The 17,054-nt window shown below is 60.7% G+C and carries 14 protein-coding genes; 9 read left to right on the top strand and 5 right to left on the bottom strand.

Features of this window, described 5'->3' with window-relative positions:
• The first annotated feature begins 3 nt into the window (after positions 1-3).
• On the top strand, positions 4-1,713 hold the full coding sequence (gene recJ, locus ACQRAX_RS06700; protein WP_412037870.1) for a single-stranded-DNA-specific exonuclease RecJ: 1,710 nt from the start codon (positions 4-6) through the stop codon (positions 1,711-1,713).
• A gap of 117 nt (positions 1,714-1,830) precedes the next feature.
• Positions 1,831-2,937 carry an NADH:flavin oxidoreductase/NADH oxidase gene (locus ACQRAX_RS06695; RefSeq protein WP_412037871.1) on the top strand — a complete coding sequence of 369 codons (1,107 nt, stop codon included), beginning with the start codon at positions 1,831-1,833 and terminating at the stop codon, positions 2,935-2,937.
• Positions 2,938-3,077: 140 nt separating this feature from the next.
• On the opposite strand, the gene ACQRAX_RS06690 is transcribed toward ACQRAX_RS06695, so the two are convergent.
• The 5 genes from ACQRAX_RS06690 to ydcS all read right to left on the bottom strand — a co-directional run bounded on the left by ACQRAX_RS06690 (position 3,078) and on the right by ydcS (position 8,572).
• Complete coding sequence (locus tag ACQRAX_RS06690) at positions 3,078-4,502, bottom strand: gamma-aminobutyraldehyde dehydrogenase (protein ID WP_412037872.1); 1,425 nt, start codon at positions 4,500-4,502, stop codon at positions 3,078-3,080.
• 18 nt (positions 4,503-4,520) lie between these two features.
• Positions 4,521-5,327: an ABC transporter permease gene (locus ACQRAX_RS06685; RefSeq protein WP_412037873.1), complete on the bottom strand. Its 807-nt coding sequence runs from the start codon at positions 5,325-5,327 to the stop codon at positions 4,521-4,523.
• Positions 5,317-6,267 (bottom strand): ABC transporter permease, encoded by a 951-nt coding sequence (locus ACQRAX_RS06680; RefSeq protein ID WP_412037874.1) that lies wholly within the window; start codon positions 6,265-6,267, stop codon positions 5,317-5,319. The genes ACQRAX_RS06685 and ACQRAX_RS06680 overlap by 11 nt, the downstream gene beginning before the upstream one ends.
• A gap of 1 nt (position 6,268) precedes the next feature.
• Positions 6,269-7,309: an ABC transporter ATP-binding protein gene (locus ACQRAX_RS06675; protein ID WP_412037875.1), complete on the bottom strand. Its 1,041-nt coding sequence runs from the start codon at positions 7,307-7,309 to the stop codon at positions 6,269-6,271.
• A gap of 111 nt (positions 7,310-7,420) precedes the next feature.
• Entirely contained in the window at positions 7,421-8,572 is a 1,152-nt protein-coding gene (gene ydcS, locus ACQRAX_RS06670) for a putative ABC transporter substrate-binding protein YdcS (protein ID WP_412037876.1), read from the bottom strand.
• 216 nt (positions 8,573-8,788) lie between these two features.
• Between ydcS and ACQRAX_RS06665 the strand changes: the two genes are divergently transcribed.
• The 7 genes from ACQRAX_RS06665 to ACQRAX_RS06635 all read left to right on the top strand — a co-directional run bounded on the left by ACQRAX_RS06665 (position 8,789) and on the right by ACQRAX_RS06635 (position 17,017).
• Complete coding sequence (locus ACQRAX_RS06665; RefSeq protein WP_412037877.1) at positions 8,789-9,517, top strand: tellurite resistance TerB family protein; 729 nt, start codon at positions 8,789-8,791, stop codon at positions 9,515-9,517.
• A gap of 129 nt (positions 9,518-9,646) precedes the next feature.
• Complete coding sequence (locus ACQRAX_RS06660; RefSeq protein WP_427867730.1) at positions 9,647-11,269, top strand: methyl-accepting chemotaxis protein; 1,623 nt, start codon at positions 9,647-9,649, stop codon at positions 11,267-11,269.
• Between the two features lie 7 nt (positions 11,270-11,276).
• Entirely contained in the window at positions 11,277-11,813 is a 537-nt protein-coding gene (locus ACQRAX_RS06655; protein WP_412037878.1) for a chemotaxis protein CheW, read from the top strand.
• Positions 11,810-13,069, top strand: coding sequence for a CheR family methyltransferase (locus ACQRAX_RS06650; RefSeq protein ID WP_412037879.1), 1,260 nt, complete (start codon positions 11,810-11,812; stop codon positions 13,067-13,069). The genes ACQRAX_RS06655 and ACQRAX_RS06650 overlap by 4 nt, the downstream gene beginning before the upstream one ends.
• Positions 13,066-13,728, top strand: coding sequence for a chemotaxis protein CheW (locus tag ACQRAX_RS06645; RefSeq protein ID WP_412037880.1), 663 nt, complete (start codon positions 13,066-13,068; stop codon positions 13,726-13,728). The genes ACQRAX_RS06650 and ACQRAX_RS06645 overlap by 4 nt, the downstream gene beginning before the upstream one ends.
• A complete protein-coding gene (locus tag ACQRAX_RS06640) occupies positions 13,725-16,007 on the top strand; it encodes a hybrid sensor histidine kinase/response regulator (RefSeq protein WP_412037881.1) in 2,283 nt (760 codons plus the stop codon). The genes ACQRAX_RS06645 and ACQRAX_RS06640 overlap by 4 nt, the downstream gene beginning before the upstream one ends.
• Complete coding sequence (locus ACQRAX_RS06635; RefSeq protein WP_412037882.1) at positions 16,004-17,017, top strand: chemotaxis response regulator protein-glutamate methylesterase; 1,014 nt, start codon at positions 16,004-16,006, stop codon at positions 17,015-17,017. Before ACQRAX_RS06640 ends, ACQRAX_RS06635 begins: the two co-directional genes overlap by 4 nt.
• Positions 17,018-17,054 lie beyond the last annotated feature (37 nt).

Genomic DNA, 17,054 nt, shown 5'->3' with positions numbered 1-17,054 from the left:
CCCATGCGTATCGAACCACGCCCACTGCCTTCAACCTTGCCACTGCTCGGTGATTTGCCGCCGTTGCTGACTCGCCTGTACGCCGCCCGTGGCGTGCAGGCGGCCGAAGAGCTGGACAAAAGCCTGGCGCGCTTGTTGCCTTTTCAGCAACTCAAGGGTATTGACGCGGCGGTGGACCTGCTGGTCGAGGCCCTGGCTGAGCGTCAGCGCATTCTGATCGTCGGCGACTTTGACGCCGACGGTGCCACGGCCAGTACGGTGGGGGTGCTGGGCTTGCGCTTGCTGGGTGCGGCTCATGTCGATTACCTGGTGCCTAATCGCTTTGAATACGGATACGGCCTGACGCCAGAGATTGTCCAGGTTGCGCTGGAGCGCCAGCCCCAGCTGTTGATCACCGTCGACAACGGCATTTCCAGCGTTGAAGGTGTGGCCGCAGCGAAAGCGGCCGGGCTCAAAGTGCTGGTGACCGATCACCATTTGCCTGGCAATGAATTGCCTTTGGCGGACGCCATCGTCAACCCCAACCAGCCGGGTTGCACCTTTGCCAGCAAAGCGCTGGCCGGGGTAGGGGTGATCTTCTACGTGCTGATGGCGTTGCGCGCGCGCTTGCGTAGCCTTGGCCACTATGAAAACCGGCCACAACCGAACATTGGTGAATTGCTCGACCTGGTGGCGCTGGGCAGCGTCGCTGACGTAGTGCCGCTGGATGCCAACAACCGTATCCTCGTGCATCAGGGTTTGGAGCGCATCCGCGCTGGCCGCGCCCGTCCGGGGCTCAAGGCGATCCTGCAAGTGGCTCGGCGCGACCACGGGCGTATCACCTCCACTGACCTGGGCTTTATTCTCGGGCCACGGCTCAATGCCGCCGGTCGCCTCGATGACATGAGCCTGGGGATCGAGTGCCTGCTTAGCGATGATCCGAACCTGGCGCTAGAGATGGCCGGGCAGTTGGACGAATTGAACCAGGATCGCAAATCCATTGAACAGGGCATGCAGCGCGAAGCGCTGGCCCAGCTCAAAGACTTGCCGCTGGAGTCGATGCCCTTTGGCCTGTGCCTGTTCGAGCCGGACTGGCACCAGGGCGTGATCGGTATTCTTGCCTCACGCCTCAAGGAACGCTATCACCGGCCAACCATTGCCTTTGCCGATGCGGGCGATGGCATGCTCAAGGGCTCGGCCCGTTCGGTGCCTGGATTTCACATTCGTGACGCCCTGGACGCTGTGGCGGCGCGCCATCCGCAGTTGATCAGCAAGTTCGGTGGTCATGCCATGGCGGCTGGCTTATCGTTGCCTGCTGACAGCTTTCCAGCGTTTGCCCAGGCCTTCGACGAAGAAGTACGCCGGCAATTGCAGGAAGAGGACCTGACCGGCCGTCTGCTCACTGATGGCACCTTGTCTGTCGAAGAGTTTCACCTGGAGCTGGCGCGTGCCCTGCGCCATGCCGGCCCTTGGGGACAGCACTTTCCCGAGCCTTTGTTTCATGGAGTGTTCCAGCTGGTTGAGCAACGGGTGGTGGGTGAGCGCCACCTGAAGGTGGTGCTCAAGAGCGAGTGCGGCGCGGTAAAACTCGATGGCATCGCCTTTGGTGTCGATCGCGAAATCTGGCCCAACCCGACGGTGCGCTGGGTCGAGCTGGCCTACAAGCTTGACGTCAACGAGTTCCGTGGTCAGGAAAGCGTACAGCTGATGATCGCGCATATGGAGCCGCGCTGAACTCAGGGAGCAAAGTGGTCTAGGCTCAGAATGATTGGTCGAAGAACCTGCGGGGAAGATTCTGTGGTCGGCCGGTCAACCATCTGGAGCCTTACCACTTGATTTGAGAGGTGCCCCATGAGCCTGCTGCTTGACCCCTATACCTTGCGCCATCTGACCCTGCCCAACCGTATTGCGGTTTCACCCATGTGCCAGTACTCAAGTGTCGATGGCCTGGCCAACGATTGGCATCTGGTCCATCTGGGCAGCCGCGCGGTGGGCGGTGCCGGGTTGATTTTTACCGAAGCCACGGCGGTCACTGCTGATGGCCGAATCACTGCCCAGGACCTGGGGCTGTGGGATGATGCGCAGATCGCGCCGTTGCAACGCATCACTCGCTTTATTACCGCTCAGGGTGCGGTGCCTGGCATTCAGCTGGCACATGCCGGGCGAAAGGCCAGCACCTATCGGCCATGGTTGGGCAAACAGGGAAGCGTTAAGCCGCAAGAGGGCGGTTGGGTGCCGATCGGGCCGTCGAAGATTGCTTTCGATCCGCAGCACACCGCGCCCGTAGAAATGAGCAAAGCGCAGATTGACGAGGTAATCCAGGCCTTTGTCGACGCGGCTCAGCGTGCGTTGAAAGCCGGATTCAAAGTGGTTGAGGTGCATGCGGCGCATGGTTATTTGTTACATCAATTTCTTTCGCCGCTGAGCAATCAACGCCGTGATGAATACGGCAGCAGCTTCGACAATCGCATTCGTTTGACCTTGCAGGTGACTGAAGCGGTACGTGAGGTCTGGCCCGAGGAGTTGCCGGTGTTTGTCCGACTATCGGCTACCGATTGGGTCGAGGATGGTTGGAACCCGGATGAAACCGTCGAGCTGGCCAAGCGTTTGCGCAAGCTGGGTGTGGATTTGATTGATGTGTCCTCCGGGGGAACATCAGTGAATGCCGAGATCCCTACGGGGCCTGGTTACCAAACGCAATTTGCCGCGAAGGTGCGAGAGGAATCGGGGATTGCTACCGGTACGGTGGGGATGATTACCGACCCGATGCAAGCTGAAACCATCTTGCGCACGGCGCAGGCGGATATCATCTTTCTGGCCCGCGAGCTGTTGCGTGATCCTTACTGGCCCTTGCATGCCGATGATGATCTGGGCGGCAACAGGGCGACCTGGCCGGCGCAGTATCAACGGGCGACCAGTCGTGCGAATCCGATTCATGAGTCGGATTTGCGCGAATAACAACATTGGAAACCCTCTTTGCTCCGTTTGTGGGGGCTGGCTTTGTCAGCGATGCAGGCGCCGCGCAGCAACTGACACCGCGCCGATGCTATCGCCAGCAAGGCTGGTTCCTACAGCAATAGCCGGCACCCTTGCGGTCCTTAGTGCTTGAACATCACGTGCCGAATGCAGGTGTAGTCTTCCAGCCCGTACATGGACATATCCTTGCCATAGCCGGAAAGTTTCTGACCGCCATGGGGCATTTCGCTGACCAGCATAAAGTGCGTATTGACCCAGGTACAGCCGTACTGCAAGCGTGCCGAGAGGCGGTGGGCACGACCGACATCGCCAGTCCAGAGCGAGGAGGCGAGGCCATAGTCCGAGTCATTGGCCCACGCCAGTGCTTGGGCTTCATCGTCGAAGCGGGTGACGGAGACTACCGGGCCGAAGACTTCGCGGCGCACGATTTCGTCGTCCTGCTGGGCATCAGCCAGCACGGTTGGCTCGAAAAAGAAACCGTCGCCAGCCACGGCTTTGCCACCGGTGATCAGACGGATGTGCGGCTGGGCCACGGCACGCTCGACCATGGCTGCGACACGGTCACGGTGCTGGGCGGTGATCAGTGGTCCCAGCTCCGTGTCCGGATCGTTCTGCAGGCCATATTTGATGCTGGCCACAGCGTTGCCAAGTTTTTCCACGAAGTGGTCATAGATGCCGGCTTGGGCATAGATACGGCAGGCCGCCGTGCAGTCTTGGCCGGCGTTGTAGAAACCGAACGTGCGGATGCCTTCGACGGCGGCGTCGATGTCGGCGTCGTCAAAGATGATCACCGGGGCCTTGCCACCCAGTTCCATGTGCATGCGTTTTACGTTTTGCGCGGTGCTGGCAATGATGTTGGCACCCGTTGGAATCGAGCCAGTCAGCGACACCATACGAACTTTTGGGTGAGTGACCAGCGGCGTGCCAACGCTCGGCCCGCGGCCAAAGAGAATGTTGAGCACACCCTCGGGAAAAATATCGGCGGCCAGTTGTGCCAGGCGCAAGGCAGTGAGTGGCGTCTGTTCCGAAGGTTTGAGCACCACAGTGTTGCCGGCAGCCAAGGCCGGCGCGATTTTCCAGGCGACCATCATCAGCGGGTAGTTCCACGGCGCAATGGAGGCGACCACGCCGAGCGGGTCGCGGCGAACCATAGAGGTGTGCCCAGGCAGGTATTCGCCGGCAGCCGATCCGCCAAGGCAACGACTGGCGCCAGCGAAGAAACGCAATACATCGGCAATCGCCGGGATCTCGTCGTTGAGCGCTGCAGCGTAGGGTTTGCCGCAATTGTCAGATTCCAGGCGAGCCAGCTCCTGGCCATGGGCTTCGATGCTGTCCGCCAGTTTCAGTAAAAGCAGGGAGCGCTCCTTGGGTGTGGTCTGCGACCAGCTGTCGAAGGCGCGGTCGGCAGCGCGTACGGCGGCATCAACCTGCGCCTCGCTGGCCTCGTTGATCTCTACCAGCACGCTGCCCAGGGCTGGGTTGAGTACAGCCAGCGCATCGCCTTCACCGGCAACCAGTTGGCCATTGATCAGCAGTCGGGTTTGCATGGCTAAGTCCTCCTAGAGTTATTTGCCGCTGCCGGCGACGCTTTCGCCACCGCGAGTCAGGTAATAGGCGCCAAGGATCGGCAGCATGGTCACCAGCATCACCAGCATGGCGACGACGTTGGTCACCGGCACATCCCGTGGTCGGCTGAGCTGGTTGAGCAACCAGATCGGCAAGGTCCGTTGGTGACCGGCGGTGAAGGTGGTGACGATGATTTCATCGAACGACAAGGCAAACGCCAGCATGCCGCCAGCCAACAGCGCCGAGCCGAGGTTGGGCAGGATGATGTAGCGAAAGGTTTGCCAGCCATCCGCACCGAGATCCATCGAGGCTTCGATCAGGCTGTGCGAGGTGCGGCGCAGACGGGCAATGACGTTGTTGTAGACGATCACCACACAGAACGTTGCGTGACCGATGACGATGGTCAGGATGCCAGGTTCGATACCCAAGGTCTTGAAGGCCGAGAGCAGGGCGATGCCGGTGATGATGCCGGGCAGGGCAATTGGCAGGATCAGCATCAGCGAGATGCTCTCCTTGCCAAAGAAGCTGCGTCGGTACAGCGCCGCCGAAGCCAGGGTGCCGAGCACCAACGCGATCAGTGTGGCCAGGCAGGCCACCTGCACCGACAACTTGATCGATTCGAGCACATCAGGCCGGGAAAATGCCACGCGGAACCACTTCAAGGTAAAACCCTGAGGTGGGAAGCTAAAGGCGGCATCCTGAGTGTTGAAGGCATACAGGAAGATGATCAGGATCGGGAAGTGCAAGAACACCAGCCCGCCCCAGGCTGACAGGCGCAGGCCCCAGGAAGCTTGTTCAGAGTGCATCGAATGCCCCCAGACGTTTGACGATCGACAGGTAGATGGCAATCAGCACGATCGGCACCAGGGTGAAGGCTGCAGCCATGGGCATGTTGCCGATGGCGCCTTGCTGGGCGTAGACCATGCTGCCAATGAAGTAGCCAGGCGGACCGACCAGTTGCGGCACGATGAAATCGCCCAGCGTCAGCGAGAAGGTGAAGATCGAACCGGCGGCAATGCCCGGTACCGAGAGCGGTAGGATCACCTGCATAAAGGTTTGCCGGGGTTTTGCCCCCAAGTCCGCCGAGGCTTGCAGCAGTGACGGCGGCAAGCGCTCCAGCGATGCCTGGATGGGCAGGATCATGAACGGTAGCCAGATGTACACAAACACCAAAAACCGGCCCAGGTGCGAGGTCGACAAGGTGCTGCCGCCAACCCCGGGAATACTGAGCATGAACTGCAACACCGGCTCCAGATTGAGCACCTGGACAAACCACTGGGCCACACCGCCTTTGGCCAGCAACAAGGTCCAGGCATAAGCCTTGACGATATAGCTGGCCCACATCGGCAGCATCACCGCAATGTAGAAGAACGCCTTGGTCTTGCCAGTGGTATAGCGGGCCATGTAGTAGGCAATCGGAAAGGCCAGAGTGGCGCTGGCAATCGACACCGCCACCGCCATGCCCAGGGTGCGCAGGATGATGTCGAAATTCGACGGGTGGAACAGGGCAGCGAAATTGGCCAGTGTCAGCGTTGGAGTGACCGCCATGGTGAAGTCGTCGAAGGTGTAGAACCCTTGCCAGAGCAGGCTCAGCAGCGAACCGAGGTAAATCGCGCCGAACCAGATCAACGGTGGGATCAATAGCAGCGCCAGGTACAGGTTGGGTCGGCGGTAAAGCAGGTTGGCGAAGCGTCGCAGCGGCGAACTGGAAGGCACCGACGAGGTTGATCCCTGGGCCAGGCTCATATCACTGCCCCTCGTTCAACAGGGTTTCCTGCAGGGAGGTCATCGCTTGCCGTGCCCAGCGTGCCTGAACGCGTTGCCCGGGCTGCCAGGGCATGGCCTGCGCTTGCCATTGGTTGTTGGCCTGGCTGACACACAGCAACTGGCCGTTATCCAGTTTCAACTCATAGCGGGTGGCGCTGCCCTGGTACTGGATATCGTGCAGCAGACCGCTGATCTGGACTTCATCACTGGCTGCTGGCTGGTCGCCCAGGCGGATGTGTTCCGGACGGATCGAGAAGGGCAGTTGGCTGCCGTTCAACTGCACCGCCAATTCACCACGCAATACATTGGATGTGCCAACGAACTCAGCGACAAAGGTGGTGGCCGGCTGCATGTACAGATTGCGCGGCGAATCGACCTGCTCGATGCGCCCACGGTTGAATACCGCAACCCGATCGGACATCGACAATGCCTCGGTCTGGTCATGGGTGACGAAGATGAAGGTGATGCCCAGCTGGCGCTGCAGTTTCTTCAGCTCGCCCTGCATTTGTTCGCGCAGCTTCAGGTCCAGTGCGCCCAGCGGTTCGTCAAGCAACAGCACCCGCGGCCGGTTGACCAATGCGCGGGCCAGGGCCACGCGCTGGCGCTGGCCGCCGGAGAGCTGCACTGGCTTGCGTTGCCCATAACCGTCCAGGGCAACCATGGCCAAGGCTTCATCGGCGCGGGCCAGGCGTTCCTGCTTGCCCACGCCCTTGACCTTCAAGCCGTAGGCGACGTTATCGCGCACGTTCATGTGCGGGAACAGGGCGTAGTCCTGGAAAACGGTATTGACGTCACGCTGGTACGGCGGCAATCCAGCGGCCTCGACACCGTGGATGCAGATGGAGCCGGCACTCGGTTGCTCGAAGCCAGCAATCAGGCGCAGGCAGGTGGTCTTGCCTGAGCCCGAGGGGCCGAGCATCGAGAAAAACTCGCCGTCATGAATGTCGATGGACACCCGGTCAACGGCCTTGACCTCGGCAAAGTGACGCGAAACGTTGGTGAATTGGACGGCAAGGGTCATTGTGCCAAGCTCCAGCGAAATGCATGTGTTCGCATCGCTGGCAACGCCAGCTCCCACAGGCGCGGTACACGCTGAACCTTTGTGGGGGCCGGCATTGCCGACGATCTGGCCTTACCGCCCACCCATGATCGCGATGTAATCCTGGGTCCAGCGGCTATAAGGCACAAATTTGCCACCCTCGGCCTGTGGGGTTTTCCAGAAGGCAATCTTGTCGAAGTTGTCAAAACCATTGGTCTTGCAGCCTTCTGCGCCGAGCAGTTCGCTGCCGCTGCAAGCCGCCGGTACCGCCGGCAGCGAGCCGAACCAGGCCGCGACATCACCCTGGACCTTGGGCTGCAGCGACCAGTCCATCCATTTGTAAGCGCAGTTGGGATGCTTGGCCTCAGCATGCAGCATGGTGGTATCAGCCCAACCGGTGGCACCTTCCTTGGGAATGGTCGAAGACACTGGCTGCTTGTCGGCCTTCAGGGTGTTGACCATGTAGCCCCAGGAGCTGGAAGCGACCACGCCTTCGTTTTTCACATCGCTCATTTGTACCGTTGCGTCGTGCCAGTAGCGATGGACCAAGGGCTGTTGCTGGCGCAGCAGGTCGAGTACGGCCTTGTATTGGCTCTCATTGAGTTCGTAGGGGTTCTGAATGCCCAGTTCAGGCTTGGCCGACTTCAGGTACAGCGCCGCATCAGCAATGTAGATTGGCCCGTCGTAGGCCTGGATCCGGCCTTTGTTCGGTTTGCCATCCGGCAGGTTTTGTGGCTCGAAGACCACGCTCCAACTGGTCGGTGCTTGCTTGAAGATGTCGGTGTTGTAGAGCAACACATTGGGCCCCCACTGGTAGGGGGTGCCGTAGACCTGATTGTTCACCACGTACCAGGCACCGTCCTTGAGGCGTGGATCGAGGTTCTTCCAGTTCGGAATCAGTGCCGTATTGATCGGTTGAATTCGTTTGCCGGCAATCAGGCGTAGCGAGGCATCGCCGGAGGCGGTGACCAGATCGTAGCCACCCTTGGTCATCAGACTGACCATTTCATCTGAGGTGGCAGCGGTCTTGACGCTGACTTTGCAACCGGTTTGCTTCTCGAAGCCGCTAACCCAGTCGTAGGCCTTGTCGCTTTCACCCCGCTCGATATAGCCGGGCCAGGCGACAATATCCAACTGACCTTCGCCGGCACCTACAGCTTTGAGCGGTTCAGCAGCCTGCACGCTGGCACTGGCCAGCAAGGCGGTAGCCAAGGTGCTGAGCAAGGTGGTGTTGTTCACGAACATGGTGTTCCCTCTTGTTCAAATTATGATCGGGGCAGTCATGAAAGCGCTGGCGTATCGCATTAAGCGTAGTGCTGAAATTCGTCTGTATTGCAGCGCTTCACTGCGCCATGTCGTTTTTGGCACTGTCCGGGCAACATCTGGAAGCAAATCCATTCAGCTTGGTTTCAGCTTGCAGCAGTACTCTTGGGGTTTGTTTACCCTCTGAGGAGATGCCCGATGAACACCCGTGGCTTGCTCGATCAACTGCTTAAATCCGGTCAGGACCTGCTGAAAAACCAGGCTGGCAAAAGTGCCGGCGGCAAAGCGGGCACAAGTGGTGGGCTTGGCGACTTGCTGGGCGGCAAAAGTGGCGGCGGCCTTGGCAGCCTGCTGTCCGGTGCCGGCGGTGGGGCGCTGGCGGCGGGCGCCATGGGCCTGCTGTTGGGCAATAAAAGTGCCCGCAAGTATGGCGGCAAGGCCCTGACTTACGGCGGCCTGGCAGCACTCGGGGTATTGGCATACAAGGCCTATGGCAATTGGCAGGCCAATCAGGGCGTCAGCGCCCAAGGTGAGCCGCAAACCCTCGATCGCCTGCCCCCAGCTCAGGTTGAGCAACATAGTCAGGCGATTCTCAAGGCGCTGGTGGCAGCCGCTAAATCCGATGGTCACGTCGATGAGCGCGAGCGGGCGCTGATCGAAGGTGAGTTCGTCAAGCTCTCCAATGATCAGGAGCTCCAGCACTGGCTGCACGCCGAACTCAACAAGCCGCTGGATCCTGCCGATGTGGCACGCGCCGCCAGCACGCCGGAAATGGCCGCCGAAATGTACATCGCCAGCGTCATGCTGGTTGATGAGGAACATTTCATGGAGCGTGCCTATCTGGATGAGCTGGCCCGTCAGCTCAAGCTTGATCCGGCATTGAAAATCGAACTGGAAAAGCAGGTGAAGCAGGCCATCGCTCAATGATTCCGGGGTAGTGGCCAAAGTCCTGGCCGTATGGCCCAGGCCCATCTAAACGTCAGCCGCAAAAGCCCAGGGTGCCTGGGCTATACTCTGCGCATTTTTCTGCTCGCGTAGAACATTTGAGGGCTGACTGTGAAAAACTGGACCTTGCGCCAACGGATCCTGGCGAGCTTCGCCGTGATTATCGCCATCATGCTGCTGATGGTGGTGGCTGCCTATTCGCGTCTGGTGGCGATCGAGACCGACGAGGAAGCGGTGCGCACCGACAGCATCCCCGGGCTCTACTACAGCTCGATGATCCGCAGTGCCTGGGTCGACAGTTACGTGTTGACCCAGCAACTGGTCGGGCTGGGCGAGCACCGTGATATGACCGCCGCCGACAAGGCCTTGTACAAAGACTTTGACGATCGGCTCAAGCAGCACATGGCCAGCTATCAGGCGACGATCCAGGACCCCAGCGATCAGGTCAGTTTCGATGAATTCGGGCGTATGGAAGAGGCCTACGACAAGGCCATCGATACGGTGCTCGAAGCCTACGAACGCAAAGACTATGCACAAGCCGAGCAACTGATCGGCGAGGTGCTGACCCCGGCTTGGGTCACTGGCCGCAGGCACCTGAACGAGGTGATCGAGCACAACCGCAAGTCGGCTGTAGAGGCGGCTGATTCGATTGTCGACGCCGTGATTACGGCCAAATTCAGCATGATCACCTCACTGGTTCTGGCGATCATTGCCGCGGGCGTTTGCGGCCTGATGCTGATGCGTGCGATCACCGCACCGATGCAACGCATCGTGCATGCCCTGGACAAGCTCAGCAGCGGCGACCTCAGCGTGCGCATGAAACTTGATCGCAAGGATGAATTCGGCGCCGTGGAAACCGGCTTCAACGAAATGATGGGTGAGCTGACCAACCTGGTGTCTCAGGCCCAGCGCTCTTCGGTTCAGGTCACCACCTCGGTGACCGAGATCGCCGCGACGTCCAAGCAGCAACAGGCGACCGCGACCGAAACCGCAGCCACTACCACCGAAATCGGTGCCACCTCGCGGGAAATCGCCGCCACCTCCCGCGACCTGGTGCGAACCATGACCGAGGTCACCTCGGCCGCCGATCAGGCGTCGATCCTCGCCGGCTCTGGCCAACAAGGCCTGGCCCGCATGGAAGAGACCATGCACCAGGTGATGGGCGCGGCTGATCTGGTCAACAACAAGCTGGCCATCCTCAACGAGAAGGCCGGCAACATCAATCAGGTGGTGGTGACCATCGTCAAAGTCGCCGACCAGACCAACCTGCTGTCGCTCAACGCCGCCATCGAGGCGGAAAAAGCCGGTGAGTACGGTCGCGGTTTCGCTGTGGTTGCCACTGAGGTCCGGCGCCTGGCTGACCAGACGGCGGTAGCCACCTATGACATCGAGCAGATGGTCCGCGAGATCCAGTCGGCCGTCTCTGCCGGAGTCATGGGCATGGACAAGTTTTCCGAAGAAGTCCGCCGAGGCATGTTCGAAGTGCAGCAGGTCGGTGAACAACTGACCCAGATCATCCATCAGGTTCAGGCCCTGGCACCGCGGGTGCTGATGGTCAACGAAGGCATGCAGGCCCAGGCCACGGGTGCCGAGCAGATCAATCACGCCTTGGCGCAGTTGGGCGATGCCAGCAGCCAGACGGTGGAGTCGCTGCGCCAGGCCAGCTTTGCCATTGACGAGTTGAGTCAGGTAGCGACCGGCCTGCGTGGCGGTGTTTCGCGGTTCAAAGTCTGAATCGCTGATGAACGACCTTCAGCCCCGCCGCAGTCAGGACGTCAATGCTCACGGCACCTTGTACCTGTTGTTCCGGATTGGTGAGCAACGCTTTGCCCTCGACGCTCATGAAGTCGCCGAAGTGTTGCCACGCCTGCCGCTCAAACCCATTGCCCAGACGCCTACCTGGGTGGCTGGGGTGCTGGCGCATCGCGGTGCGCTGGTACCGGTGATAGACGTCGGTGCTTTGAGCTTCGGCTTGCCCGCGCCCGTGCGCACCAGTACCCGCCTGGTGCTGGTGCACTACCGGCTTGAGCCGCCGCGGCCAGCGGTGTTGTTGGGTCTGATTCTGGAACAGGCCACCGACACCTTGCGTTGCCCGCCACAAGCGTTCCAACCTTACGGCCTGGACAATCAGCAAGCGCCCTATCTGGGACCGGTGCGCGAGGATGCCCAGGGATTGGTGCAGCGCATTAGCGTGCAGGACCTGCTCAATGATGCGGTGCGTGCATTGTTGTACCCCTTGCCTGAGGCGCAGGCGGTTGAGCGTGGGGAGCCGAAATGAGCAGCGAACAGCGCTTTTTCCGCTTTTTGCAAGAACGCATCGGCCTGGATGTGGCCTCGGTCGGCGCGCCTATGGTCGAGCGTGCGCTGCGTCAACGCTGCACTGCCGTTAATGCCTATGACCTGGATGACTATTGGCTACGCTTGCAGCAGTCGCGCGACGAACAACAAGCACTGATCGAAGCGGTGATCGTTCCCGAGACCTGGTTCTTTCGCTACCCGGAGTCGTTTAGCGCCTTGGCGGATCTTGCCAACAAACGCTTGGCAGAGCTGGCCGGGGCACGCCCCTTGCGGATCCTCAGTTTGCCTTGCTCCACGGGTGAGGAACCGTACTCCATTGCCATGACGCTACTGGATGCCGGCATTGGCGCCCAGGCGTTTCGTGTCGATGGCATGGACATCAGCCCTTTCTCGATCAGTCGCGCCGAGCAAGGGGTGTATGGGCGAAACTCCTTTCGCGGTTCGCACCTGGATTTCCGTGAGCGGCACTTCGACCCGAGTGACGACGGCCACGTGCTGCACTCGCGTGTACGCCAGCAGGTCAAGTTGCAGTCAGGAAATGTGCTCGACCCAGCGTTGAAAGCCTGGGCAGGCCGTTATGATTTTGTCTTTTGCCGAAATTTGCTGATCTATTTCGATGTGCCTACCCAGCAACGGGTGTTCGAGGTGCTCAAGCGCTTGATCCACGAGCAGGGCGTATTGTTCATCGGGCCGGCTGAGGGCAGTTTGTTGGCGCGGATGGGCATGCGTCCGCTGGGCATCGCGCAGTCCTTTGCCTATGTGCGCCAGACTGAAGTTGCACCAGTGTTTACCAGCAAGCCCGTGGTGGTGACGTCGATGTCGCCAACGCTGAGCAATGCGTCGCGGCCCTTCCCAGCCCCCGCACGCAAGCTCAAGGTCAATGCGCCGCCACCGGCCATTGCCGCCGCGCTGGAGCCCAGCACCGAACTGCTGGCGCAGATTGCCCGGTTGGCTAACGCCGGCAGCAGCGCCGAGGCGCAAGCGGCGTGCGCGCGCTATCTGCAGCAACACCCGCCGCATGCCCAAGTGTTCTACTGGCTCGGTCTGCTCTGTGATACCGCCGGTGACACGGGCGAAGCGCTGAGTCATTACCGTAAGGCGTTGTACCTCGATCCACAGCACGCCGAAGCATTGGCGCATCTGGCCGCATTGCTTGCCTCTCAGGGCGATGTCGCCGGTGCCCGCCGCCTTCAGGCGCGTGCAGCGCGGCGCGCGGATCGGGAGTCTGAACAATGAGGGGAGAACTACCGGTGCAAGTCTTTGCCACTGATGCCGCCGCCATCGATGACTGCTGGAACCGCATCGGTGTACGGGGTGACAAAAGCTGCCCGTTGCTGGTTGAACATGTGCACTGCCGCAATTGCGCTGTGTATGCCAACGCCGCAACGCGGCTGTTGGACCGCTATGCGTTGTCCCAGGATGTGCATGAGCAGGTGCAGGTGCAAGCGGAACGTACCGGTCGCTCGATGCTGTTGTTCCGTCTCGGTGAAGAGTGGCTGGCGCTGGCAACCCGTTGCCTGGTCGAGGTCGCCCCGTTGCAGCCGGTGCACTCGCTGCCTCATCAACGTTCTCGGGTGCTGCAAGGCGTGGCCAATGTGCGCGGCGCACTGGTGCCGTGCCTGTCGTTGGCAGACTTGCTGGACCTGGAAGTGCTCGCCAATGCCAGCGGCTCGGCGCGGGTCATGCCGCGCATGCTGATCCTGGCGGCCACCGGTGGTGCGGTGGTGGTGCGGGTGGATGAAGTTGATGGTATCCACAGCCTGGATCCTGAGCGGCTGGTGCGTGAACAGGGCGAGGCGCATTTTACCGCTGCGGTTCTGCAGTGGCGCGAGCGCAGTGTGCGGGTGTTGGATGAAGAACAGGTATTGTCTGCGGTGAATCGGAGCCTTTCATGACCCCAGAGCAAATGCGCGATGCTTCCTTGCTCGAACTGTTCGGTCTGGAGGCTGAAGCCCAGACCCAGGTGCTCAGTGCCGGCTTGCTGGCGCTGGAACGCAATCCGACCCAGGCCGATCAACTCGAAGCCTGCATGCGTGCCGCGCACTCGCTCAAGGGGGCGGCGCGGATCGTTGGCGTCGATGCCGGGGTCAGCGTGGCCCATGTGATGGAAGATTGTCTGGTCGGAGCCCAGGAAGGCCGTCTGCTGCTGCGTGCCGAGCATATCGATGCTTTGCTGCAAGGCACTGACTTGCTGATGCGCATTGCCACGCCGGGTGATGCCACGCTCGAGCCGGCAGTCCAGGCATTCCTGTTGCAAATGGCAACGCTGCTGGAACCGGCCGCCAAAGCAGGGATTCTTGTCCCGAACGTATCGATGACGCTGCCCGAGCCCGCGCCACTCTCAGCGCTTTTGTTAGAGCCAGTACTGCCTGAAATCGAGCCCGAAATCACCTCGCCGCGTACTGGCAAACGCGCCACTGAAGGCGGGGAGCGGATCTTGCGGGTGACGGCCGAACGCTTGAACAGTCTGCTCGACCTGTCGAGCAAGGCGCTGGTCGAAACCCAGCGATTGAAGCCGTATCTGGCAACTTTGCAGCGTCTCAAACGCATGCACAGCCAAAGCATTCGCGCCCTCGATGGGCTGAAAACCCAGTTGGAGGCCAGTCAGCAGAGCCCGGAAGTCCAGGATGCCCTGGCCCAGGCTCAGCAGTTGTTGGGGCAAACCCAGCAGATGCTCTTGCAGCAGGCTGCCGACCTTGATGAGTTCGGTTGGCAGGCCAGCCAGCGTGCACAGTTGCTCTATGACACGGCCCTGGCTTGTCGCATGCGCCCCTTCGCCGATGTGCTCACTGGACAGAGTCGCATGGTCCGTGACCTGGGGCGCTCGCTGGGCAAGCAAGTACGCTTGCAGATCGACGGCGACAAGACCCAGGTTGATCGCGACGTCCTGGAAAAGCTCGAAGCGCCGCTGACTCATTTACTGCGTAACGCTGTCGACCATGGCATCGAACAGCCTGAGCGTCGCGTGCTGGCCGGCAAACCGGCGGAAGGACAGATCCGTTTACGTGCCTCGCACCAGGCCGGGCTGCTGGTGCTCGAACTGAGCGATGACGGCGCCGGCGTTGACTTGCAGCGCTTGCGTAAGAGCATTGTTGAGCGTCAGTTGTCACCGGAGCAAACCGTGGCGCAGATGAGTGAAGCGGAGTTACTGACGTTCCTCTTCCTGCCTGGCTTTAGCCTGCGCGACAAGGTTACCGAGGTCTCTGGCCGCGGCGTGGGGCTGGATGCGGTGCAACATATGGTTCGCCAGCTTCGTGGCTCGATTGTGCTGACCCAAACCAGTGGGCACGGTAGCAGTTTTCACCTGGAAGTGCCGCTGACGCTGTCAGTGGTGCGCAGTTTGGTGGTCGAGGTTGGCAGTGAAGCCTATGCCTTCCCTTTGGCCCATATCGAGCGGACCCTGGAGCTGCCCGCGCAGGCCATCGTCCAAATCGAGGGGCGCCAGCATTTCTGGCATGAAGGTCGCCACATTGGTCTGGTCGCCGCCAGTCAGTTGCTCAATCGGCCGCCCAGCCAGAGCGAGGGGCAAACGATCAACGTGGTGGTCATTCGCGAACGAGACATGCTCTACGGCGTGGCTATCGAGCGCCTGATCGGTGAGCGCGTGCTGGTGGTGATGCCGCTCGACGCGCGCCTGGGCAAGATTCAGGATATTTCCTCCGGCGCGCTGCTCGATGATGGCAGCGTGGTACTGATCATCGACGTTGAAGACTTGTTGCGCTCGGTCGAGAAACTATTGAGCACCGGCCGCCTGGAGCGCATCGAGCGTGGCCAGCGTCAAACCCGCGAAGCTGCGCGAAAGCGCATTCTGGTGGTCGATGATTCGCTCACCGTGCGCGAGTTGCAGCGCAAACTGCTGAGCAATCGCGGTTATGAAGTGGCCGTCGCCGTCGATGGCATGGACGGTTGGAACGCCTTGCGCAGCGAGGACTTCGACCTGCTGATCACCGACATCGACATGCCGCGAATGGATGGTATCGAGTTGGTCAGCCTGTTGCGTCGTGACAGCCGTCTGCAGACGCTGCCGGTTATGGTGGTCTCTTACAAGGATCGCGAAGAAGATCGCCGTCGTGGACTGGACGCTGGAGCCGACTACTATTTGGCAAAGGCCAGTTTCCATGATGATGCCTTGCTTGATGCCGTTGTCGAGTTGATCGGGGGAGCACAGGGATGAAGATCGCTATCGTCAACGACATGCCGATGGCCGTGGAAGCCTTGCGCCGAGCGTTGGCGTTCGACCCGCAACATCAGGTGGTATGGGTGGCCAGCAACGGCGCTGAGGCGGTGAAGTTGTGCGCCCAACAGACCCCGGACCTGATCTTGATGGACCTGATCATGCCAATCATGGATGGGGTCGAGGCAACGCGGCGGATCATGGCCGAGACGCCTTGCGCCATTGTGATCGTCACCGTCGATCGCCAGCAGAACGTCCACCGGGTATTTGAAGCCATGGGCCACGGTGCCCTGGACGTGGTCGATACCCCGGCGTTGGGCGCTGGTGATCCCAAGGAAGCGGCTGCGCCACTGTTGCGCAAAATTCTTAATATTGGTTGGTTGATCGGCCAGCAGCGCAGTAACACACCGCGGCCGATGGCTGCGCCGTTGCGTGAGAGCGCCCTGCGTCAGGGGCTGGTTGCCATCGGTTCGTCGGCGGGTGGTCCGGCGGCCCTGGAGGTCCTGCTCAAGGGCTTGCCGCGCGAATTTCCTGCGGCAATCGTTCTGGTTCAACACGTTGACCAGGTGTTTGCCGCTGGCATGGCTGAATGGCTCAGCAGTGCCTCGGGGTTGCCTGTACGCCTGGCCTGTGAGGGAGAGCAGCCACAACCCGGGCAGGTGTTGTTGGCGGGTACCAATCACCACATTCGCTTACTGAAAAACGGCACCCTGGCCTACACCGCAGAACCGGTGAACGAAATCTACCGACCTTCGATCGACGTATTTTTTGAAAGCGTGGCCCGCTATTGGCGCGGTGACGCCGTTGGCGTACTGCTGACGGGCATGGGCCGCGATGGTGCTCAGGGCTTGAAGCTGATGCGCCAGCAAAACTTCCTGACCATTGCTCAGGACCAACACAGCAGCGCTGTCTATGGCATGCCCAAAGCGGCGGCGGCGATAGATGCGGCAGTTGAAGTTCGCCCGCTGGAGCGGATCGCTGCACGATTGATGGAGATTTTTCCAATATGACGATATGTATTGTGCCACGCCGCTCTGTCGGCAGTGA

The sequence above is a fragment of the Pseudomonas sp. UM16 genome, from assembly GCF_050312595.1.
GTDB lineage: Bacteria > Pseudomonadota > Gammaproteobacteria > Pseudomonadales > Pseudomonadaceae > Aquipseudomonas.
This window is presented reverse-complemented; position numbering and strand designations above follow the sequence as displayed.